The following is a 21663-nucleotide window of genomic DNA, read 5'->3' on the forward strand; positions in this document are numbered from 1 at the left end:
CGTTTCGGCAGCTTCGCCATCGGCCAAATGCCCCACTGGCATTGCTCTGCGCGCCCGGCTAAAGACGCAGCCCTGATGCATCGTTTCGCCAATCCCGCCCGCTTCCTGAAGATCGCGCGTCCGCTGACGGGATGGCTGTTCTGGCCGGGCCTGCTGATGCTGCTCGCCGGATGCGTCTTCGGCCTGTTCGTGACGCCTGCCGACTATCTTCAGGGGCAGACGGTCCGCATACTCTATATCCACGTTCCCGCCGCCTGGCTGGGCATGGGCGGTTGGTCGGGCATTGCGATCGCGGCGCTGATGCAACTGGTCTGGCGTCATCCGCTTGCAGCATTGGCAGGGCGCGCGATCGCTGGACCGGGCGCGCTGTTCACCGCCATCTGCCTGATGACCGGATCGATCTGGGGCCGCCCGACCTGGGGCACCTGGTGGGAATGGGACGGGCGGATGACGTCGATGCTGGTGCTCCTCTTTCTCTATCTCGGCTATATCGCGCTCGGCAATGCCAGCGCGCGGCAGGGGCAACAGGGCGGCGTGAGCAACGTCACCGCGATTTTCGGCTTGGTCGGCGCGATCAACATTCCGATCATCAATCGCTCGGTCATATGGTGGAACAGCCTGCATCAGGGGCCATCGATCACGCTGCGTGGATCGAGCATCGACGGCACGCTGCTCTGGCCGCTGGCTTTTACGTTGCTGGGCTTCACCCTGCTATTCGGCGCGATCGTGCTGATGCGGATGCGCGCGATGCTGGCAGACAATAAGGTCGAGGCGCGCATGCAGCGCCTGGCGCGAGGGTAGGGCGATGAACCAATGGGCTTTCGTGGCGGCGGCCTATGCCGTGACGCTGGTCGGCACCGCGATCGTCAGCCTGGCGAGCTGGCGCGCGATGCGCAGCGCGGAACGGCGCGCCGATCAACTGTCGGATCGCGGATGAAGGTTCGGCGCATGAAAGCCAAGCATCAGAGGCTGATCCTGGCGCTCGCCGCTCTGGTTGCGCTGATCGGTGCAGGCCTGCTCGCGGCATCGGCGCTTAAGGACGAAGCGGCCTATTTTTACGCCCCCAACGACGTGAAGACCAAGGGTGTAGAGCCGGGCAAGGCGATCCGTCTGGGCGGCATGGTGGTCAAGGGCAGCCTGCAACGCGCGGCCGACGGCGTCACCATCCGTTTCGACGTCACCGATGGAAAAGCGACCGTGCCCGCCACCTTCAGCGGCATCGCGCCGGACCTGTTCAAGGAAGGCAGCGGCGTCGTGGCCGAAGGCGCGTTCGACTCCAAGGGCCTGTTCGTTGCCAGCAACCTGCTCGCCAAGCATGACGAACGTTACATGCCGCGCGAACTGGAAGGCATGAACTATAATGAGACGACGCACGAGATGAAGGCGGACAAGTGATGGCCGCCCGGCTTCTCCTATATCGTCACCCTGAACTTGTTTCAGGGTCCATCCATCCGATCAGATCCTTGCTATCGGCGGGGAAATGGATGCTGAAACACGTTCAGCATGACGTGAAAATCTGCAAGGATGAGCGCGCATGATCGCCGAAACCGGCCTCGCCGCGCTCTGGCTCGCCGCCGCGTTGGCGCTGCTGCAACTCGTTCTGGCATTTGCGGGACTCAAGGGCGGCAAGCCTGACCTGCTCGACGCCGTCCGCCCCGCCGCCGTGGCGCAGGGCGTGCTGACCGCGATCGCCTTCGCCGCGCTTATCACCCTGTTCATGCGATCGGACATGTCGGTGCTGCTGGTCGTCACCAACAGCCATTCGATGAAGCCCTGGCTTTACAAATTCGCCGGCACTTGGGGCAATCATGAAGGCTCGATGCTGCTCTGGGTCACGGTCATGGGCGTGGCTGGCGCTGCCGTCGCGCTGTTCGAGCGCGCCTTGCAGCGCAACGCCCATATGGCGACGCTCGGCGGGCAGGCGGCGATTTCGCTGGGCTTCTACGCCTTCCTGCTCTTCTCCTCCAACCCCTTCGCCCGGATCGATCCGGCGCCTGCGGACGGGCAGGGGCTGAACCCGCTGTTGCAGGACCCGGGCCTCGCCTTCCATCCGCCGACCCTCTATCTGGGCTATGTCGGCCTGTCGGTCGCCTTCTCCTTCGCCATCGGCGCATTGCTGACGCGGCAGGTCGACGCGGCCTTTGCCCGCGCGATGCGCCCCTGGGTGCTGGGCGCTTGGGTGCTGCTGACGCTGGGGATCACGGCGGGCAGCTATTGGGCCTATTATGAGCTGGGCTGGGGCGGCTGGTGGTTCTGGGACCCGGTCGAGAACGCGTCGCTGATGCCCTGGCTGGCGGCGACGGCGTTGCTCCACAGCGTCACCGTGCTGGCGACCCGCGACGCCTTGCGCGCATGGACGGTCATGCTGGCGGTCGTCGCCTTCTCCATGTCGATGGTCGGCACCTTCCTGGTGCGATCGGGCATCCTGACCAGCGTCCATGCCTTCGCCGTCGATCCGACGCGGGGCAGTTTCATCCTTGGTCTGCTCGCTCTGTATATCGGCGGCGCGCTGGCGCTGTTCGGCTGGCGGATCGGATCGGTGCGCGAAGGCGCGCCGTTCGAACTGGTCAGCCGCGAAACCGTGCTGGTGGTCAACAACCTGCTGCTGACCGTTATCCTAGGTCTCGTCCTCATCGGCACGCTCTATCCGTTGATGACCGAAGCCTTCGGTCACAAAGTTTCCGTGGGCGCACCCTATTTCGACCGGATCGCCGGACCGATCGCGCTCGCGCTGATGGTCGCCATGGCGGCTGGCCCATCGTTACGGTGGCGTAAGGATCAGGCGAAGCTGGTCGGCAGGCGTTTGCTGATCCCCCTGTGCATCGCGCTACTGGTGTCCATTTCGCTGTCTCTTTTCGCCTGGGGTCGCATAGGCATCCTGCCTTTCCTGGGCCTTGTCGTCGCTGTCGCGGTCGGTGCGGCCAGCCTGGCCCCGCTGTGGAAGCGCAAGCTGCTCCGCACGCCCTTGTTCACCTATGGCATGGTCGTCGCGCATCTGGGCTGCGCGGTCAGCCTGGCCGGCATGGCCTGCGATTCCGCCTTCACGGTCGAGAAATTGGTGGCGGCCCGCCCCGGCGACACGATCAAAACCGCAGGCTGGTCGATCCGCTTCCGCCAGATCACCCCGATCGCCGGGGACAATTGGACGGCCTTGCAAGCCGATATGGACGCCAGCCGCGGCGGATCGTCGGTGCTGATCCGGCCGCAGTCGCGCTTCTTCGCCTCGCCGCCCACTTCCACCAGCGAGGCAGCCCTGCTGACCCGCTGGGACGGCCAGCTCTATGTCGTGCTGGGCGAGGAAGTCGAAGGCGGCCGCTGGCAGCTGCGGATCTGGTGGAAGCCTTTCGTCACGCTCATCTGGCTGGGCGGCATCATGATCGCGCTGGGCGGCGCGCTAGCACTCATCGGCCGGGAACGGCGCGGCTGGCTTCTGAAATGGCGGGCGCGGGAGGCTCTGGCATGAGGATTGGGGCATGAAGAAACTCCTCATCTGGCTGCCGTTGGTGCTGTTCCTCGCCTTCATCGGCCTGTTCGCCAGCGGCTTGTTCAAGCCCGACGATCGCATCATCCGTTCGCGCCTGGTCGGCCAGCCCTTGCCCGCCTTCACCCTGCCTGCCGCCGCCAGCGATCGACCGGCGCTCGCGAGCGCGCAACTCGCCACCGGCAAGCCGCGCCTGCTCAATGTCTTCGCCAGCTGGTGCGTCCCCTGCGCCGCCGAAGCGCCGCAACTGATGGCGCTCAAGCAGGCGGGGGTCGAGATCGACGCCATCGCCATCCGCGACGCGCGATCGGATGTCGACGCTTTCCTCAAGCGCAACGGCAATCCCTATGCGCGCATCGGCCTGGATGCCCGCAGCGCGGTGCAGATGGCGCTCGGATCGTCGGGCGTGCCTGAAACATTCGTGATCGATGGCAAGGGGCGCATCGCCTATCAGCATATCGGCGATATCCGCGCCGACGATGTACCGATGATCCTGGACCGGTTGAAGGAAGCGCAATGAGGCTGATGCTCGCCCTCCTGCTGGCTTTGTTCGCGTCGCCGCTCGCCGCCCAGACGGCGTTGCCGCCCGCACCCTATGCCGACCGGCAGATCGACGACCCGGCGCTGGAGCGTAAGGCCAAGGCGCTGATGGAAACCATCCGCTGCCTGACCTGCCAGAGCCAGTCCATCGCGGACAGCAACGCCAGCATGGCAGGCGACATGCGCTCGCAAATTCGGGAGCGGATCATGGCCGGTGAACAACCCGAGGTGATCCGCAGCTGGCTGATCGCCCGCTATGGCGACTGGGTGAGCTACGAACCCACCGCCGCGCCGATCCTCTGGCCGCTTTGGGCAGCGCCGGTGCTACTGCTCGGCCTGGGTCTTCTGCTGCTGCGTGGTCGGATCAAGCGGGGGACGAGGGCATGACAGGTTGGTTCATAGCCTTTGGCTTGGCGATCACGGCCTTTGCGGCGATGCTCCTCATCGGCCGCATTCCCCGCGCCACCCGCGAGATGACAGCCGCCGCGCTGCTGCTGGGTTTGGCCGGCTATGCCTGGCAGGGCAATCCGGGACTGGCCGGCACACCCCGTGCCAGCAAGGAGACGGCAGGCGACAAATTCGACGAAAAACTCGCCGAACAGCGGCGGGGCTTGGCTGAGCGTTATGGGTCTGCGGGGCAATGGCTGATGATGTCCGACGGCTTGGGTCGCCAGGGCAAGACGAAGGAAGCCGCCAACATCCTGTTGTCGGGCATACGCGCCACGCCCGATGACGCGAATTTGTGGCTGGGACTGGGCAATGCGCTGGTCGCCCATGGTGACGGCGTGCTGTCGCCGGGCGCCGACTTCGCCTATCGCCGCGCGCTGACGCTGGACATGGAAGGTCCGGCGCCCCGCTATTTCTACGGCCTCGCGCTGGCCCGCAACGGGCAGTTGCAGGCCGCGCGCGACCTGTGGGCGCCGCTCGCCGCCAGCGCGCCGAGCGGCAGCCAGATCAAAGCGGAACTGGACGCCAATATCGCGCGTATCGACGCGATGCTGAATGCAGGTGCGCAGAAGGCACCATGATGCAGTGCAGCGTCCGCATTGCGCGCTTACCAGAGCCGTGATAGGGCGCGGCGTTTTACGGGGGACGCGGACTATTCCGCAGTCGCCGCCGATTGGGTGTCGATACGAGCATGATCCTTCATGGCTGACCTCCTTCCCAACACCGCTCCGGCTTCCGATGAGGAAGAGGGCGGTCATGGTCATGCGCGGCAAAAAGCGACGTTGAAGCTGGTCGTCGGTGCCATCGGCATCGTGTTCGGCGACATCGGCACCAGCCCGCTTTACGCCTTCCGCGAGACCTTCGCCGGGCATCATCATCTCGATCTGGACCCCGACCATATATTGGGCGTCATCAGCCTGATGTTCTGGTCGATGATGCTGGTCGTGACGATGAAATATGTCAGCATCATCATGCGCGCCGACAACAAGGGCGAGGGCGGCAGCCTGGCGCTGCTGGCGCTGATCAACGGGCAGACCAAGACACAGCGCTGGTCGCGGGGAATCGTGCTGCTAGGCGTGTTCGCGACCGCGCTGTTCTACGGCGACTCGATGATCACGCCTGCCGTGTCGGTGCTGTCGGCGGTAGAGGGTCTGACGGTCTATAATCCCGACCTTGCGCCCGTCATTCTGCCTGTGGCGGTCGTCATTTTGCTTGGCCTGTTCTGGATACAAGGCCTTGGCACCAACCGTGTCGCGGCCTTTTTCGGTCCGATCATGCTGACCTATTTCATCACGATCGCGTCTCTGGGCGTGCTGTCCATCATCAAGACGCCGGGCATCCTGTTCGCCTTCAATCCCTATTGGGCGGTGATGTTCTTCGTGACCGATCCGCTGCCCGCCTTCCTGGCGCTGGGGTCGGTGGTTTTGGCCGTCACCGGGGCCGAAGCGCTGTATGCGGACATGGGCCATTTCGGCCGCAACCCGATCCGCGTGTCCTGGCTCGCTTTCGTGCTGCCTGCGCTGATGCTCAACTATATGGGGCAGGGCGCTTTGCTGTTCCGCGAAGGGGCAGCCGCACTCCACAGTCCCTTCTACAACCTCGCGCCGCAATGGGGTCAGTTGCCGCTCATCATCCTGGCGACGCTGGCGGCGATCATCGCGTCGCAGGCAGTGATTTCCGGCGCCTTTTCGGTCACGCAGCAGGCGATCCAGCTCGGCTTCATGCCGCGTCTGCGGATCGAGCATACCAGCGCGTCGACCGCCGGGCAGATCTACATCCCCCTCATCAACTGGGGTTTGATGGTGATGGTGATCCTGCTGGTCCTCACCTTCAAGACCTCGTCCAACCTGACGGCCGCCTATGGTATCGCGGTGACGGGCGCGATGTTCATCGACAATGTGCTGCTGACCGTCGTCATGTACCGCCTGTGGCACTGGAAATGGTATTATGCTGCGCCGGTCCTGGGCATTTTCTATCTGGTCGATGGCGCCTATCTGGCGGCGAACCTGACCAAGGTGCCCGATGGTGGCTGGTTCCCGCTGCTGATCGGCTTCATCATCTTCACCCTGCTCACCACATGGTCGCGCGGTCGCCGGCTGGTGCAGGACAGGTTGCGCGAAGCGGCGATGCCGATCCCGGTCTTTGTGGCGTCCGCCGCCAACAGCGCGGTGCGCGTGCCCGGCACGGCTGTCTTCATGACCTCCACGCCGGACGGGGTGCCCCATGCGCTGCTTCACAACCTCAAGCATAACAAAGTGCTGCACGAGCGGGTGATCCTGCTGACCGTCAAGATCAGGGATGTGCCCGTGGTCGAGGATGACGGCCGGTGCAAGCTGGAGGATCTGGGCCGCGGTTTCTTCCGCATGGTGCTGCAATATGGCTTCATGCAGGAACCGGACGTGCCCGCCGCGCTCAAGAATGTCACCGGCTGCGGACAGGCGTTCAAGATGATGGACACCAGCTTCTTCCTGGCGCGGCAGACCCTGCTGCCGTCGGCCAAGCCGGGCATGCCGTTGTGGCGCGAGAAGATCTTCGCCTGGATGCTGCGCAACGCGGAAAGCGCGATGGAGTTTTTCCGACTGCCCACTAATCGCGTCGTGGAATTGGGCAGCCAGGTCGAAATCTGAGCGATCGTACCTTTTCATATATGGAAGTTCACACCGTATAGACCGTAACGATGCTGAGCGATCGTTTCCAAATAGGACAGCAAAAAGGGCGCGGCCTTGCGGTCGCGCCCTTCGTTTTTGTCATTGAGACCTGATCAGGCGGCGTCGCGATCCTTGGCGGTGATGTCGACCAGTTGACCGCCATTAACGGCGATCTTCTTGGGCTTCATCGCCTCGGGCACTTCGCGCACGAGTTCGATCGTCAGCAGGCCGTCTGCCAGATCCGCCTTTTCCACGCGCACGAAATCGGCCAGTTCGAACCGGCGTTCAAAACTGCGGTTCGCGATACCGACGTGCAGGAATTTCGAGCGGTCAGCCGACGAGGCATCGTCCTTGCGACCGATCACCTGGAGCAGGTTCTGCTGGGCGGTGATGTCGATTTCGTCGGGCCGGAACCCGGCGATGGCCAGAGTCACGCGGTAACGATCTTCCGACAGGCGTTCGATGTTGAACGGCGGGTAATTGTCCCCCTGCGCCAGCCGCGCGTTATTTTCGATCAGGTCGAACAGACGATCGAAACCGACGGTGGAACGGCGATAGGGGGTAAGGTCGAAGCTACGCATTGTCATAATCTCCTATAGAGCAAAATGAACAAGCCGGACCCATCAGGCATCCGGTGATACAATGCCCGGCCCCATGCGGCGGCCGGACGCCCTTGATATGGTCGGCTGATTTGCGCTTTCAAGAGGTTCGGGCGTGGACGAAAAAAGGGGGAGGGTGGACGCTTTGTCCCATCGCCTAAGCCGTCACGAGCCTGTAAAAGGGCCGCAATAAAAAAACACCCGGATCGTGCTTTCACGATCCGGGTGCTTAATGGACGATTGCTCGTCTCCCCCTTGGCCTGCCTCAACCGCTTCTCAGCCCCCTAAGCTCGAAGCGGGATGCAGTATCCCTGAACCACGGCCTTTTACCTGTGCTTCGATTGTCTTGCTATGACCGCTGCGGCCCCGAGTTCACGGGCAAAATCGGGGCCGTGTTATTTTCCATCCGTGCCTGTGGCGACAATGCAACAATTCGGCAATGCTTGCCGTTAGGCAGGCTTATCTATCCATCTGTTTTCCATGCGCTCGGCGCCGTGGACTGTTTCAGCCGACTTCGGAATGTTCTAGACCCGCCGCATATCCATTTCAAAGGGCCGTCCGCGCCACATGATTTTATCCCGTTACGAACGCATGATCGCCAAACGCTATTTGCTGCCGGGCAAGGGCGAAGGCTTCATCTTCCTGGTCGCCGGCATCAGCCTGGCCGCGGTCATGCTGGGCGTCGCCGCGCTCATCATCGTCATGAGCGTCATGAATGGCTTTCGGGCCGAATTGTTCGACAAGATCGTCGGCCTGAACGGTCATGCCGTGGTGCAGGGCTATGGCGGGCGGTTGCCCGACTGGCAGTCGGTGTTGAAAGAGGCGAAGGCGACGCCCGGCGTCACCAGCGCCACGCCGATGATCGAGCAGCCATTGGGGGCGATCTTCCAAGGCCGGTTCGAGCCCGCGCTAGTGCGCGGCATGACCGTCGCCGACATTCGCAATAACAAGACGCTCAAGGGCAAGGTGCTGGCCGGTAGCCTCGACAATCTGACGCCCAACAGCGGCAAGGTGGGAATCGGTTCGCGACTGGCGGAAAATATGGGCGTCCAACTCGGCGATACGATCACCATCTACAATCCCGCCGGACGATCCACCCCCTTCGGGACCGTCCCCCGGGAGGTAGGCTACAAGGTCGCTGCGATCTTCGAGGTCGGCGTCTATGACTATGACAAAGCGATGGTCGTCATGCCGATCGAGGACGCGCAGACGTTGCTGCTGCTGGGCGATGTCGTCAGCATGATCGAGGTCGAGACGGTGGATCCCGACAAGGTGGGCCAGATATTGGAACCGTTGGCCGGCAAGGTTGCCGGCCGCGCGGCTATTACCGATTGGCGGCAGATGAACGCGTCGCTGTTCGAGGCGCTGGCGGTGGAGCGGGTTGCGATGTTCGTCGTCCTGTCCATCATCGTGCTGGTGGCGGTGTTCAATATCCTGTCCTCGCTCATCATGCTGGTGCGCGCCAAGACGCGCGACATTGCGATATTGCGGACGATGGGGGCCAGTCGGGCCGGTTTGGTCAAGATTTTCATGACGGTGGGCGTCACCATCGGCACGCTGGGCATGGTCGCGGGCATGGTGCTGGGGTTCACTTTCCTCTTCTTCCGGCAAAGCCTGGTCAACGCGATCCAGTTCGTAACGGGGCAGAATTTGTGGGATCCCTCCATCCGGTTCCTGACCGAATTGCCTTCAAAGCCCGATCCTATGGAGATCACGGTCATCTGCATCATGGCGCTGGTGTTCAGCTTTCTCGCCACGCTTTATCCGGCCTTCAAGGCCGCCAATACCGATCCTGTGCAGGTGCTGCGCTATGAATGACATCCTCCACGTTACCGGCCTTGCGCGCAGTTTCACGCAGGGCGGCGTGACCATAGACGTGCTGCGCGGCATCGACCTGACCGTCGGGCCGGGCGAGATCGTGGCGCTGCTGGGGCCATCGGGCTCAGGCAAGTCGACCCTGTTGCAGGCGGTCGGCCTGCTGGAAGGCGGGTTCGACGGATCGATCCGCATCGCGGGCGAGGAAGCGGCGAAGCTGGACAATGATGGACGCACCCGGCTGCGCCGCGATGCGCTGGGCTTCGTCTATCAGTTCCACCATCTGCTGCCCGATTTCAACGCGACCGAGAATGTCGTCCTGCCCCAGGTGATCCGCGATGTGGACATGGCGGCGGCCAAAGCACGGGCGCAACTGCTGCTGACCTCGCTGGGGCTGGGCCATCGGTTGGACCACCGTCCGAGCCAATTGTCCGGGGGCGAGCAGCAGCGTGTCGCCGTGGCGCGCGCGCTGGCCAACCGGCCCGCACTGGTGCTGGCGGACGAACCGACGGGCAATCTGGACGAGCGCACCGCCGATGTCGTGCTGGCGGAGTTTCTGCGCCTGGTGCGGGACGAAGGATCGGCCGCGCTGGTCGCGACCCATAATGAGCGGTTGGCGCAGAAGATGGACCGGGTCGTGCGCCTGCACGAAGGCGTGCTGGAAGGCGCCTAGGCCGCTGCGGCGGCGGCGTCCCTAACGGTCGCCACCAGCACGCGGTCGCGGCCTTCCGCCTTGGCGCGCAGCAGCGCGGCATCGGCGGTCTGGAGCAGCCGGTCGACCCGCCCGTGATCGGGGAATGTGGCAAGGCCGAAGCTGGCGGTGATGGCGCCCAATTCCCTGCCATGATGGTCTATCCGCAAATTTTGGATGCGGCGCTGTATCTGTATCGCGCGGCCGAGCGCCTGATCCAGGCTGAAGCCTGGCATGAGAACGACGAATTCCTCGCCGCCCAGGCGGAAGGCATGGCCGTTTTCGCGCAGGGCGTCGGCCAGCACCATGCCGACCGCACGCAGGACGGCATCGCCCGCATCATGGCCAAAACTGTCATTGAAGCGCTTGAAATGATCGATGTCGACCATCAGGCAGGTGAGGGGCGACGCATTGCGTTCGGCATCGCCTACCAACGCCTGGAGCATGATGTCGAACTGGCGGCGATTGGGCAGGCCGGTGAGCGCGTCCGCCATCGCCATGTCGCGCAGCACGTCGCGCAGGCGCAGATTGGCGAGCGCCAGGCCGATATTTTCCGCGAGCATATCCAGATATTTGCCGGTGCGCTCCAACTGGCTGGCGCTCCCCTGGGTCGGCTCCTCATAATAGAGCATGCCGATGCTTTCGCCCTGCGCCGCCAGCGGGATGCATATCGTGCTGACGGTGCCAGTGGCGGCTTTGGTGTCGAGATGCTCGCAGGGAATATCGACCATTTCGCCGATCGGGCGATGGGTCTGGCCGCGCCGCAAGGCCCAACAGGCGAAGGGGGCGAATTCGGTGCGCGAATAGGTGGGGGACAGCCAGTCGCAGGCCTGGGTCATCGCATTACGGCGATTGTCGTGGATATAGAGGCGGCCGGGGAAATCGGGCGCGATCTCCGGCGCGAAACGGCGGACGACGTCGACCAGGTCGGTGACGCTGTCGCAGCCCTGAAGACGTTGGGTCAGGCGTGACAGCAGGTCGCGCATGGTGCGATCGGCATCGCGCTCCTGCTCCAGCCTTTGTCGTTCCAGCCCGTTTTCCCGAAAGATGCGGATCGCCTGCGCCATGTCGCCGATTTCGTCGACATGGGCCGAATTGGGTGGGATCGCGTCATAATCCTGCGCGGCGAGGCGTGTGACCACGTCGCTGAGGCGCACGACGGGGCGCAGAATGCGCTGCTTCAACACGAAATAGAGGACGCACAGGAACAGCAGGGCGGTAATGCCGAGCATGACTTCCGACATGGTGCGCCACTGGCGGGCCGTGTCGGTCGCGCGCATCACCGCCTGGTCGGTCCGCTGGTCCAGCATATATTGGAACTTGCCGACCTGCGCCGCCACCCGGTCCATTTCGCGCCCATATTCGTCGCCGAACAGGATCGTGCGGCCGGTCTTTTCGTCGCCCGCCTCCGTCGCGCGCATGGCGGCGTCCTGCTCGTCGGTCAGGCTGTCGGCCCAATGGAGCGCCTGCCGCAACGCGCCCAACTCGCCTTCGTTGGCACCGGCGTCCTTCAGATGTGCAATCCGATGCTCTACCGAGCGCAGCGCTTCCTTCTCGCGTCGATAGGCGATCAGATGGCTGGGGTCGCCGCTGATGACGAACCCGCGCGCCTGTTCGGTCAGGCGATACACATCCTCTTCCAGCGTCGCGGTGAGCTGATCGAAGGTTGCGCGCTGCGCCACGGCGGCGCGTTCGCGCTCCTCCGCGCTGGACGCCATCAACATGGTGGCGCCGGAAGCAAGGGTGAGGGCGACAGTGGCCCCATAGGCCCAATTGGTGATCGTGGATAAACGCATGATGCGCCCGATGATAGGCGCGACAGGTTGGCAATCTGTTAAGGATTTAGGCTGCTGTGGATCGGACAGTCCGGTTTATCCACGGAATTCGTGTGGGGGGGGCTGGGCCGAATCGTGCAGACTCCCTAGATTGCCTGCATGCCTCATGCTCCCTTCGTACCCCTGCGCGTCTTTTCCTCCTTCACCATGCTCGAGGGGGCGATCGACCCCAAGAAGATCGCCAAACAGGCCAAGGCGCTGGGCTTCCCCGCCGCCGCGATTACGGACCGCAACGGGCTGTACGGGTCGATGGCCTTTTCCGACGGGTGCAAGGATGAGGGGGTGCAGCCGATCATCGGCGCGATGCTGGGCGTGCTGCGCCCGGGACGACCAGCCAATGCGCCGCCGGTGCATGACTGGATCGCGCTCTACGCGCAGGATGCAACCGGCTACGACAATATCTGCGCGCTGGTGTCGATGGCGCATCTCGACCGGCCGGTCGAGGAAGTGCCGCACGTAACGGTCGAGGCGCTGGAGGGGCGCACGGACGGCGTCATCGCGCTCACAGCGGGGGCCGAAGGCGCGCTGGCGCGACTGTTCGCAGAGGATCAGCCAAACGCGGCGCTGGCCTATGCCCAAAGGTTGGAGGCGCTGTTTTCCGGGCGGCTTTATATCGAAATTTGTCGGCGGCTCGATCCGATCGAGGGCAAGGCGGAGCCGTTTTTGCTGGACCTGGCGTATACGCGCGACCTGCCGTTGGTGGCGACCAATCCCACCTGCTTTGCCGAACCGCATTTCCATGAAGCGCATGACGTGATGCTGTGTATCGCCGACAGCGCCTATGTCGAAACGCCCGATCGCCGCACAAGCTCGCCCGATGCCTGGATGAAGCCGGTCGGCGAAATGAAGCGATTGTTCGAGGATCTGCCCGAAGCGCTCGCCAACACGCTGGTCGTCGCCCAGCGCTGCGCCGTGGCCGCACCTAAGCGCAAGCCGATCCTGCCCAGCCTGGCCGGCGATATCGAGGGCGAGGCGCGCATGCTGCGCGATCAGGCGACGGCCGGGCTGGAGGCGCGGCTGGAGAAAGCCGGGATACTCGGAACGGAAGCCCGTCAGCCCTATTTCGACCGGTTGAAGTTCGAGACGGACATCATCATCCAGATGGGCTTTCCCGGCTATTTCCTGATCGTCGCCGACTTCATCAAATGGGCGAAGGATCATGACATTCCGGTGGGGCCGGGCCGTGGTTCGGGCGCGGGGTCACTCGTTGCGTGGGCGCTGACCATTACCGATCTGGACCCGTTGCAACTGGGCCTGCTGTTCGAGCGCTTCCTGAACCCGGAACGCGTGTCGATGCCAGACTTCGACATCGATTTCTGCGAAACGCGGCGCGGCGAGGTGATCCGTTACGTCCAGCAGAAATATGGCGCGGATCATGTGGCGCAGATCATCACCTTCGGTAAGCTCAAGGCGCGCGCGGTGTTGAAGGACACCGGCCGCGTGCTCCAGATGAGCTATGGGCAGGTCGACCGGCTCGCCAAGCTGGTGCCCAACCATCCGACCGATCCCTGGACGCTGGAACGCTCGCTGAACGGCGTCGCCGAATTTCGCGCCGAATATGACAATGACAATCAGGTCCGCCGCCTGATCGACTATGCGATGAAACTGGAGGGTTTTCCGCGCCACAGTTCCACCCATGCGGCGGGCGTGGTGATCGGCGACCGGCCATTGCAGCAACTGGTGCCGCTCTATCGCGATCCGCGATCGGACATGCCGGTGACGCAGTTCGACATGAAATATGTCGAGGGCGCGGGGCTGGTGAAGTTCGACTTCCTTGGCCTCAAGACGCTGTCGGTGTTGCAGAAGGCGGTGCAGTTGATCGCGGCGCGCGGGGTGACGGTCGATCTCGACACGCTCGCCTGGGACGATCAGGCGGTTTACGACCTGCTCCAGCGCGGCGACACGGTCGGCGTGTTCCAGCTGGAATCGGAAGGCATGCGCAAAACGCTGGCCGCGGTGCGCCCGACCAATTTCGGCGATATCATCGCACTGGTGTCGCTCTACCGCCCCGGCCCGATGGACAATATCCCGATGTTCGGGCGGCGCAAGAACGGGCAAGAGGATATTGAATATCCCCATATCCTGCTGAAACCGATCCTGGAAGAGACATACGGCATCTTCGTCTATCAGGAACAGGTGATGCAGGCCGCGCAGATCCTGGCGGGCTACAGCCTGGGCGACGCGGACCTTCTGCGCCGCGCCATGGGCAAGAAGGTGAAGGCGGAGATGGACGCGCAACGATCGCGCTTCGTCGAAGGGTGCGCCGCCAGCGACATCAAACCGGCCAAGGCGAACGAACTGTTCGATTTGATCGACAAGTTCGCGGGCTATGGCTTCAACAAGAGTCACGCGGCGGCCTATGCGTTGCTCGCTTATCAGACGGCGTGGTTGAAGGCGCATTATCCGGCCGAATTCTACGCCGGGTCGATGGCGTTCGATATCCATCTGACCGAAAAGCTGACGGTGTTCGTGGATGACATGCGGCGCATGGGGCTGACCTGCCTGGCGCCCGACCTCAATCGCAGCGAGGCGGACTTCACGGTCGAGCCGGTGCCGTGTGAGGGCGAGGATAAGCGGCTGGGCTTTGCCGTGCGCTATGCGCTGGGGGGGCTGAAGGGCGTGGGCGAGAAGGCGATGGAGCAGCTTGTCGCCGAGCGGGAGGCGACCGGGCCGTTCAAGAGCCTGGACGACTTTGCCGACCGGATCGAGCCGCGCCTGCTCAACCGACGGCAGTTGGAAAGTCTGGCTGCGGCGGGTGCGTTCGACGGCATCCATGCCGATCGCGCGGGCGTGCATGCGGCGGCGGAAACCATATTGTCGGTCGCGTCCAGCAATGCGCAGGCGCGCGAGAGCGGGCAGGGCGGGCTGTTCGGCGATGTCGAAACGCCCCATGCGGACGTGCGCATCCCGCCGCATCAGGCCTGGAGCGTGGCCGATCGCATGGCGCAGGAGAAGGAGGCGTTCGGCTTCTACTTCTCCGCGCATCCGGTCGATCGCTACAAGCATTTGGCCGATGCGCGCGGGGCACGCAGCTATGGCGTCATCTGCCAGGCGCCGATGGGTACGCCCAATGCCGAAGGTCGGGTCATGACCATCATGGCCGCCATGGTGGAAGATGTCCGCTGGCGCGAAACGAAGCGCGGCGCGCGCTATGCCAACGCGACCTTCTCCGACCAGAGCGGCCAGTTTCAGGCAAGCTGTTTCGACGAAGCCGCATGCAAGGCGATCGAGGAACTGGCGGCCGATGGCGACTGCGCGCTGCTGATCGTGGAACTGGATCGGTTGCCGGGTGAGGAGACGCCCCGGGTGACGGTACGCGGGGTCGATGCGTTCAGAAACATCGCCAGCGCGTCGCGGCTGGAACTGGTCCTCGACGTGCTGACACCCGATGCCATCAAACCACTGGAGGCGTCGCTGGCGAAGGCACGGGGCGGACGCAGCGAAATCTATATTCGCGCGCCGATCAGCGGCAGCGAAGCGGCGCGCATCTTCATCGGCGACGGGTTCAGCATCGACGCGGATCAGAAGGAGGCGCTGGCGACCCTCAAGGGCGTATCGATATTCAGCGAACGATCGATGGAAGCGCGGGAGGACGGGTTTCGCGCGCGCAATCCCAAGCCGGCGTGGAAACCACGACTGGTGGGATGACGCTATAGTCTCGCATCCCCGGTCTGCTCTTAAAACAACCGCATCTGCGCGCCTTCGGGTGGGCGGAAGAGGTCGGTGCGCAGGATAAGCCTGTCCGCCCCCAGACCCGCCCGTTTGCGCGCCTTGGCGAAGCGGGTGCGGATGAGGTCGGCCCATACGCCCTGTCCCCGCATGCGCGTCCCGAAATTGGGATCATTGTCCTTGCCCCCGCGCAGGTCGTTGATGATCGCCATCACCTTGCTTGCACGGTCGGGATAATAGGTGTCGAGCCAGGCGCGAAAGAGCGGCGCGACTTCATGGGGCAGGCGCACGGGGATGAAGCCGACGTCGCGCGCGCCCGCCGCCGCGACACGCGCGACGATCGCTTCGATCTCATGATCGGTGATGCCGGGAATGATGGGCGATATATTGGCCGTGACCGGTATGCCCGCCTCCGACAATCGGCGGATCGCCTCTACCCGCCGCAGCGGATGCGGCGCGCGCGGTTCGAGCGTTCGGGCGACCGCCGGGTCCAGGCTGGTGACGGACAGCATCACCGCCACGAGGCCGTCGCGCGCAAGGTCGGACAGCAGATCGATGTCGCGCAATATCCGATCGGACTTGGTGGTGATGAAGGTCGGGTGACGGGTTTCGACCAGCAGTTCCAGCACGTCGCGGGTGATGCGCCAGTCCTTCTCGATCGGCTGATAGGGATCGGTATTGGTGCCCATGGCGATCGGCGCGACGACGTATCCGCGCCTGGACAATTCGGCGCGCAGCAGTTTGGCGGCGTCCGGCTTGGCAAAGAGTTTGGTTTCGAAATCCAGCCCCGGCGACAAGTCATGATAGGCATGGCTGGGCCGGGCGAAACAGTAGATGCAACCATGTTCGCAACCCCGATAGGCATTGATGGACCGATCGAAGCCGACATCGGGGCTGTTATTGCGGGTCAGGATCGTGCGGGGATATTCGACCGTGACCTGGGTCCGGGTGCGGGCGACTGCGCCGTCTATGTCCGTGATAGCGTCGAGCCAATCGCCGTCGGCTTCACGCTGGGGCAGGTTGAAACGGCGACTGTCGCCATTCAGCGTTGCGCCTCTGCCCTTTTCGATCGCCATGGCGTATGAGAACATAATGCGAACATCATGTCAATGCGGTCAGGCTAGCGTTCTGTCAGGCGTGGCATCAGTTCGACGAAATTACAGGGGCGGAAACGGCTGTCGAGCTGCGTGACGAGGATGCCGTCCCATGCGTCCTTCACCGCGCCAGTGGAGCCGGGCAGCGCAAAAATATAGGTGCCGCGCGCGACGCAGGCGGTGGCGCGGGACTGGATGGTCGAGGTGCCGATGCTCTGGTAGCTGAGCCAACGGAACAGTTCGCCGAACCCCGGGATCTCTTTGTCCTGCACCTGCGCGATCGCTTCGGGCGTGACGTCCCGCCCGGTGACGCCGGTGCCGCCGGTCGTCAGGATCACGTCGATCTGCGGATCTTCGATCCAGGCATGGAGGCGCGCGACGATGGCGGATGTGTCGTCGCGTTCGATGTTGCGGGCCGCCAGGATATGGCCGACGCCTTCCAGTCGCTCGACAAGCGTATTGCCGGAACGATCGTCCGCCGGGCTGCGCGTGTCCGATACGGTCAGCACGGCGATCCGAACCGGGATGAAGGCCCGGCTGTCGTCGATCGGCATCAGTCCGCGCCGCCGCCCATGCTGGCGCGACCGTCCGCCTTGCTGATGCGCACCAGCTTGACACCCTTGGCATTGGGAAAGGTCGGCCACAGCCCCTGCGCCATGCCGGTCAGGCAATCGGCGCTGCCCTTCGCCTGGATCTGGTACATCCAGTAATTGCGCATGACGATGTTCACATAGGCGCGGGTTTCGTAATAGGGCAGCGATTCCATGAACAGCAGCGGATCGCCCTTGTCGTGGACCTGGGTGTTCCAACGATCCACCGGCTGCGGCCCGGCATTATAGGCGGCCATCACCTTGGGCAGCAGGCCGCCGGTCGCGCTCATGTCGCGCAGGGCTTCCAGATAGCGCTGCCCATATTCCATGTTGGTCGACGGTACGAAGAGTTGCGCCGCGTTGGACAGGCCGACATCGCCCGCCGTACCGGGACGGACCTGCATCAGGCCGCGCGCGCCCGCGCTGCTGACCACGTCGGATCGGAAGCCCGATTCCTGCAACGTATGGGCGTAGATCAGCGAGGGATCGACCCGCCAGCCGCCGTCGGGGCGCCAGTCGGGGGCCGGAAAGCGGGCGAAGCTGTCGGGCTGCTTGCCGGCGGGACCGTTATGGGCCAGCCATAACTGGGTCGCGGGCAGGTTGAGCGCTCCCGCTAGGCGTAGCAGCGCGTCATATTGGTCGCTGCCGCCGATCTTCGCCTGGTAACGGATGAGTTCGTCGGCGCGCGCGCTTTCGCCGATCGCGGACAGGGCGATGGCGGCGCGGGCATTGGGGCTGCCCGCCAGCTTCTGCCATTCGAGCGCGCCGAAGCGGTTGCCGACGGGCGCGCCACCCAACGGCAGGCCCAGCGATTCGCGGGCGAGCAGGCCGTAGAATGTCTCATCCGAACGGGCCGCCTGCTTCAGATAATTGGCGACCTTTTCCGCTTCGCCGCAGACCATATAGGCGCGCGACGCCCAATAGGCACCGGCAGCGCGCATATCGGCGTCCGACGCGAAGGCAGCGACATTGGCGAAAGCGGGCGCGGCGGTGCGGCAATCATTTTGACGCCAGGATGCCAGGCCGGTCGTCCAGTGCGCCTGCACCGTCCAGTCGCCACCGGTCCGGGTTTCGAGCGCGCGCGCGGCCATGCGGCGGGCATTGGTGTCGTCATTTTCGATATAATAGGCCCAGGCAACGCGCTGGCGCACTTCGGTCAGGCCTTCGGGGGTCAAGCCAGGCTCGCCGGTGGCGAGCAAGGCTTCCGCGCCGATCGGATCGTCATTCTTGACATAGGTCTGGATCTGCCCGGCCAGCGCCTGCGCCAGAACGTCCGTCTTGGTGGCGGCGACATATTGGCGGCGGGGGGCCGCGCCCAGCCACACCATCTTCTGGATCTGCGGCAGCGTGGGCAGGATGGTTGCGCCACGGCGCTGGGCCAGGCGGGAAAGCTGGTCCGCCTTGGGCAGCCAGGCGGCCTTGTTGATGAGGTCGAGTAGGTCGAACAGTTCGACGCGGGGCGACCCCTTGGCCAGGTAAAGTTCGGACAAGGCCAGCGGGCGGACGGCGTCCTGCGGATCGAGCGCGGCGACCATCGCCTTCGCATCGTTCCATTGCTGCGCCTGGATCGCGGTGAAGATGGCGCGATATCGGGCCTTGTCGCCGTCGCTCAGTTGCAACGGGGATGTTTCGGTCGTCCATGTGGGAAGGGTCGGAGCGGTGTCGGCGCGGGCGGGCAGGGCGGCGGACATGCCCCATGCGATCAGGGCTAGGCGGGATATTTTGGTCGCGGCGCGAATCACGGACGGGCTTCCTCGATCAGGCTTTGCAGGGTGCGCCAGCATTCCGCCTTGGCTGCAGGCTGGGTCAGCAGCAGCCGGGGATGAAATGTGGCGACAGCGGGCACAGTGCCGCCATCATGATTAAATTGGCGTAAACTATTAGGAAGTGACGCTCCATCCGTCGACATCAGCGCACGGATCGTCCTGTCGCCGAGCAGCAACAGGCGATGGGGCCGGGCCAGAGAAATATGGGTTCGCATCCGGGTGGCCGCGATTTCCAGATCCGATGCCTCGACCATGCCACCTGGCGGGCGGGCGGTGAACAGGGACGCCAGGTGGATGGCGTCGCGATCGAGACCGATGGCGCGCAACATCGCGTCGAACAGCAATCCGGCGCGATCAGCCAGCAGACGCCCTTCGCCCATATCGACCGGATCGGGGAGGTCGGTCACGACCATCAGCGCAGCCTGCGCGCCGCCGGTGGGCGCGATCCGTGGACCCGCCCAGCGCTGCTCAGGCTGTGCAGGATCATCCGCCAACCAGACAAGGAACGATTCGAGTGTTCGGGGCTTGTCGATTACAGGCGCGGCGGAGACGGCAGCGGGCGAAGGCGACGGCCGTGCGGCGACCGGGCGCAGCCAGTTCACAGGCGTTTCGCCTATGGCGCAATCCACGCCAGCCAGTTGCCACCACGCCAGATAGGCGTCGGCGGCCACCGCATCATTCTGCAATAATCCCCGCATCATGAACAGTTAGGGCCAGAGGTTGACGAGTGGGTCAAGGTGCTTCATCGCCTTGACTGGTAAACGGTTGGAGTAATGCGGCGATCGGAAGAACGGGGTGCAGCCCGCCGGTCGCCCGGATGGAGGGATGAATGAGCGAACGGGAATCGATGCCGTACGACGTCGTGATCGTCGGCGGGGGACCGGCCGGCCTGTCGGCGGCGATCAAACTCAAGCAGCAGGCAGAGGCGGCGGGCCAGGAACTGGCCGTCTGCGTTCTGGAGAAGGGCTCGGAAATCGGCGCCCATATCCTGTCCGGTGCGGTGATCGATCCCAAGGCGCTCGACGAATTGCTGCCCGAATGGCGCGACATGGGGTGTAATCTGGCCGATGTGCCCGTGACCGACAATCAGCATTGGTTCCTGACCAAGACCGGTAAGATCGCCATGCCCCATATCCTGACGCCCGGCTGGATGCACAACAAGGGCACCTATACCGGGTCGCTGGGTAATCTGTGCCGCTGGCTGGCGGAACAGGCCGAAGGGTTGGGCGTCGAAATCTTCCCCGGTTTCGCTGCCGCCGAAATCCTCTACAATGAGGATGGCAGCGTGAAGGGGGTCGCGACCGGCGACATGGGCGTCGCGCGGGATGGCGAGCATAAAGGTGATTATCAGCCCGGCCTGGAGCTGCATGCCAAATATACTTTTTTCGCGGAAGGCGCGCGCGGCCATCTGACCAAGGTTTTGAAACGCCAGTTCGCGCTGGATGCGGACGTTGAGCCGCAAGTCTATGGCCTGGGCATGAAGGAATTGTGGGACATCGATCCCGCCTTGCATCAGCCGGGGCTGGTGATCCACTCGCAGGGTTGGCCGCTGACCGATGCCTATGGCGGCGGGTTCCTTTACCATCAGGCCAATGGGCAGGTGGCGCTAGGATTCGTGGTGGGGCTGGGCTATCGCAACCCGCATCTCTATCCGTTCGAGGAGTTCCAGCGCTGGAAGCAGCATCCGGAGATCCGCAAGTTCTTGGAAGGCGGGCGTCGCGTGTCCTATGGCGCGCGCGCGATCAACGAGGGCGGCTGGCAGTCGATTCCCAAGCTGGTCTTCCCCGGCGGCGCGCTGATCGGATGCAGCGCAGGCTTCGTGAACGTGCCCCGGATCAAGGGTACGCACACGGCGATGAAGTCCGGCATGCTGGCGGCAGAGGCTGCCTTCGAGGCGATCCAGAATGAGCGCGCGCGCGATGTGCTGAGCGATTATGAGGATCGCCTGCGCAGCAGCTGGATCGCGACCGAGTTGCAGCTGGTCAAGAATGCCGAGCCTTTGCTGTCGAAGTTCGGCGGCACGATCGGCACGGTGCTCGCCGGGATCGACATGTGGATGCGCACGCTCAAGATCGGCCTGCCATTCACGATGAAGCACAAGCCGGACAATGAAAAGATCTGGCATAAGGACGCCTGCGCGAAGATCGCCTATCCCAAGCCCGATGGCGTCGTCAGCTTCGACCGCTTGTCGTCGGTGTTCCTGTCGAACACCAATCATGAGGAGGACCAGCCGGTTCATTTGCAACTGAAGGACCCGGCCATCCCGATCAGCTACAACCTGCCTCTTTATGACGAGCCGGCGCAACGTTATTGTCCCGCCGGCGTCTATGAAGTGGTGGGTCAGGAGGAGGGGCTGCCCCACTTCCAGATCAACGCGCAGAATTGCGTCCATTGCAAGACGTGCGACATCAAGGACCCGACCCAGAATATCAACTGGGTCGTGCCCGAGGGCGGCGGAGGGCCGAATTATCCCAATATGTAAGCGCTT

Annotated in this window: 18 protein-coding genes; 12 read left to right on the top strand and 6 right to left on the bottom strand. The window is 63.9% G+C overall.

The window, feature by feature from the left end; genetic code table 11:
• Positions 1-75: 75 nt before the first annotated feature.
• The 8 genes from ccmC (at position 76) to U5A82_RS12175 (ending at position 7095) form a co-directional block, all read left to right on the top strand.
• The gene (ccmC, locus tag U5A82_RS12140; RefSeq protein WP_326292922.1) at positions 76-801 is read left to right on the top strand and encodes a heme ABC transporter permease CcmC; all 726 of its coding nucleotides are present in this window, start codon (positions 76-78) and stop codon (positions 799-801) included.
• A gap of 4 nt (positions 802-805) precedes the next feature.
• Positions 806-937, top strand: coding sequence for a hypothetical protein (locus U5A82_RS12145; protein ID WP_326291129.1), 132 nt, complete (start codon positions 806-808; stop codon positions 935-937).
• A gap of 11 nt (positions 938-948) precedes the next feature.
• Complete coding sequence (ccmE, locus tag U5A82_RS12150) at positions 949-1395, top strand: cytochrome c maturation protein CcmE (protein WP_326291130.1); 447 nt, start codon at positions 949-951, stop codon at positions 1393-1395.
• 139 nt (positions 1396-1534) lie between these two features.
• On the top strand, positions 1535-3463 hold the full coding sequence (locus U5A82_RS12155) for a heme lyase CcmF/NrfE family subunit (protein ID WP_326291131.1): 1929 nt from the start codon (positions 1535-1537) through the stop codon (positions 3461-3463).
• A gap of 10 nt (positions 3464-3473) precedes the next feature.
• On the top strand, positions 3474-4001 hold the full coding sequence (locus U5A82_RS12160; RefSeq protein WP_326291132.1) for a DsbE family thiol:disulfide interchange protein: 528 nt from the start codon (positions 3474-3476) through the stop codon (positions 3999-4001).
• The gene (locus U5A82_RS12165; RefSeq protein WP_326291133.1) at positions 3998-4408 is read left to right on the top strand and encodes a cytochrome c-type biogenesis protein; all 411 of its coding nucleotides are present in this window, start codon (positions 3998-4000) and stop codon (positions 4406-4408) included. Before U5A82_RS12160 ends, U5A82_RS12165 begins: the two co-directional genes overlap by 4 nt.
• On the top strand, positions 4405-5049 hold the full coding sequence (locus U5A82_RS12170; protein WP_326291134.1) for a tetratricopeptide repeat protein: 645 nt from the start codon (positions 4405-4407) through the stop codon (positions 5047-5049). Before U5A82_RS12165 ends, U5A82_RS12170 begins: the two co-directional genes overlap by 4 nt.
• 120 nt (positions 5050-5169) lie before the next feature.
• Entirely contained in the window at positions 5170-7095 is a 1926-nt protein-coding gene (locus U5A82_RS12175) for a potassium transporter Kup (RefSeq protein ID WP_326291135.1), read from the top strand.
• A 134-nt stretch (positions 7096-7229) separates the two neighbouring features.
• On the opposite strand, the gene U5A82_RS12180 is transcribed toward U5A82_RS12175, so the two are convergent.
• The gene (locus tag U5A82_RS12180) at positions 7230-7703 is read right to left on the bottom strand and encodes an Hsp20 family protein (RefSeq protein ID WP_326291136.1); all 474 of its coding nucleotides are present in this window, start codon (positions 7701-7703) and stop codon (positions 7230-7232) included.
• Between the two features lie 579 nt (positions 7704-8282).
• Here U5A82_RS12180 and U5A82_RS12185 point away from each other — a divergent pair.
• Both U5A82_RS12185 and U5A82_RS12190 read left to right on the top strand, forming a co-directional pair.
• Entirely contained in the window at positions 8283-9533 is a 1251-nt protein-coding gene (locus tag U5A82_RS12185) for a lipoprotein-releasing ABC transporter permease subunit (protein WP_326291137.1), read from the top strand.
• Positions 9526-10203 (top strand): ABC transporter ATP-binding protein, encoded by a 678-nt coding sequence (locus U5A82_RS12190; RefSeq protein ID WP_326291138.1) that lies wholly within the window; start codon positions 9526-9528, stop codon positions 10201-10203. Before U5A82_RS12185 ends, U5A82_RS12190 begins: the two co-directional genes overlap by 8 nt.
• Here the strand turns inward: U5A82_RS12190 and U5A82_RS12195 are convergent.
• Positions 10200-12017, bottom strand: a complete 1818-nt coding sequence (locus U5A82_RS12195) for a diguanylate cyclase (RefSeq protein ID WP_326291139.1) — start codon at positions 12015-12017, stop codon at positions 10200-10202. The two genes, U5A82_RS12190 and U5A82_RS12195, sit on opposite strands and share 4 nt — an antisense overlap.
• Before the next feature lie 138 nt (positions 12018-12155).
• On the opposite strand from U5A82_RS12195, the gene dnaE reads away from it, so the two are divergent.
• Positions 12156-15704, top strand: a complete 3549-nt coding sequence (dnaE, locus tag U5A82_RS12200) for a DNA polymerase III subunit alpha (protein ID WP_326291140.1) — start codon at positions 12156-12158, stop codon at positions 15702-15704.
• A gap of 29 nt (positions 15705-15733) precedes the next feature.
• Here the strand turns inward: dnaE and U5A82_RS12205 are convergent, their stop codons facing one another.
• Genes U5A82_RS12205 through U5A82_RS12220 form a run of 4 tightly spaced genes read right to left on the bottom strand, consistent with a single transcriptional unit; the run spans position 15734 to position 19873 of the window.
• On the bottom strand, positions 15734-16801 hold the full coding sequence (locus U5A82_RS12205; protein WP_326292923.1) for a PA0069 family radical SAM protein: 1068 nt from the start codon (positions 16799-16801) through the stop codon (positions 15734-15736).
• Positions 16802-16845: 44 nt separating this feature from the next.
• The gene (gene moaB / locus U5A82_RS12210; RefSeq protein WP_326291141.1) at positions 16846-17373 is read right to left on the bottom strand and encodes a molybdenum cofactor biosynthesis protein B; all 528 of its coding nucleotides are present in this window, start codon (positions 17371-17373) and stop codon (positions 16846-16848) included.
• Entirely contained in the window at positions 17373-19151 is a 1779-nt protein-coding gene (locus tag U5A82_RS12215; RefSeq protein WP_326291142.1) for a lytic transglycosylase domain-containing protein, read from the bottom strand. Before U5A82_RS12215 ends, moaB begins: the two co-directional genes overlap by 1 nt.
• Positions 19148-19873 carry a uracil-DNA glycosylase family protein gene (locus U5A82_RS12220; RefSeq protein ID WP_442802210.1) on the bottom strand — a complete coding sequence of 242 codons (726 nt, stop codon included), beginning with the start codon at positions 19871-19873 and terminating at the stop codon, positions 19148-19150. The genes U5A82_RS12215 and U5A82_RS12220 overlap by 4 nt, the downstream gene beginning before the upstream one ends.
• Positions 19874-20004: 131 nt before the next feature.
• Between U5A82_RS12220 and U5A82_RS12225 the strand changes: the two genes are divergently transcribed.
• Positions 20005-21657 carry an electron transfer flavoprotein-ubiquinone oxidoreductase gene (locus U5A82_RS12225; protein ID WP_326291144.1) on the top strand — a complete coding sequence of 551 codons (1653 nt, stop codon included), beginning with the start codon at positions 20005-20007 and terminating at the stop codon, positions 21655-21657.
• The last annotated feature ends 6 nt before the right edge of the window (positions 21658-21663 follow it).

It is taken from the genome of Sphingobium sp. CR2-8, from assembly GCF_035818615.1.
GTDB lineage: Bacteria > Pseudomonadota > Alphaproteobacteria > Sphingomonadales > Sphingomonadaceae > Sphingobium.

Coding starts and splice junctions, on each gene's coding strand:
- ccmC (WP_326292922.1), top strand. CDS start 76: ATGCATCGTTTCGCCAATCCCGCCCGCTTCCTGAAGATCGCGCGTCCG.
- U5A82_RS12145 (WP_326291129.1), top strand. CDS start 806: ATGAACCAATGGGCTTTCGTGGCGGCGGCCTATGCCGTGACGCTGGTC.
- ccmE (WP_326291130.1), top strand. CDS start 949: ATGAAAGCCAAGCATCAGAGGCTGATCCTGGCGCTCGCCGCTCTGGTT.
- U5A82_RS12155 (WP_326291131.1), top strand. CDS start 1,535: ATGATCGCCGAAACCGGCCTCGCCGCGCTCTGGCTCGCCGCCGCGTTG.
- U5A82_RS12160 (WP_326291132.1), top strand. CDS start 3,474: ATGAAGAAACTCCTCATCTGGCTGCCGTTGGTGCTGTTCCTCGCCTTC.
- U5A82_RS12165 (WP_326291133.1), top strand. CDS start 3,998: ATGAGGCTGATGCTCGCCCTCCTGCTGGCTTTGTTCGCGTCGCCGCTC.
- U5A82_RS12170 (WP_326291134.1), top strand. CDS start 4,405: ATGACAGGTTGGTTCATAGCCTTTGGCTTGGCGATCACGGCCTTTGCG.
- U5A82_RS12175 (WP_326291135.1), top strand. CDS start 5,170: ATGGCTGACCTCCTTCCCAACACCGCTCCGGCTTCCGATGAGGAAGAG.
- U5A82_RS12180 (WP_326291136.1), bottom strand. CDS start 7,703: ATGACAATGCGTAGCTTCGACCTTACCCCCTATCGCCGTTCCACCGTC.
- U5A82_RS12185 (WP_326291137.1), top strand. CDS start 8,283: ATGATTTTATCCCGTTACGAACGCATGATCGCCAAACGCTATTTGCTG.
- U5A82_RS12190 (WP_326291138.1), top strand. CDS start 9,526: ATGAATGACATCCTCCACGTTACCGGCCTTGCGCGCAGTTTCACGCAG.
- U5A82_RS12195 (WP_326291139.1), bottom strand. CDS start 12,017: ATGCGTTTATCCACGATCACCAATTGGGCCTATGGGGCCACTGTCGCC.
- dnaE (WP_326291140.1), top strand. CDS start 12,156: ATGCCTCATGCTCCCTTCGTACCCCTGCGCGTCTTTTCCTCCTTCACC.
- U5A82_RS12205 (WP_326292923.1), bottom strand. CDS start 16,801: ATGGCGATCGAAAAGGGCAGAGGCGCAACGCTGAATGGCGACAGTCGC.
- moaB (WP_326291141.1), bottom strand. CDS start 17,373: ATGCCGATCGACGACAGCCGGGCCTTCATCCCGGTTCGGATCGCCGTG.
- U5A82_RS12220 (WP_442802210.1), bottom strand. CDS start 19,873: ATGCGGGGATTATTGCAGAATGATGCGGTGGCCGCCGACGCCTATCTG.
- U5A82_RS12225 (WP_326291144.1), top strand. CDS start 20,005: ATGAGCGAACGGGAATCGATGCCGTACGACGTCGTGATCGTCGGCGGG.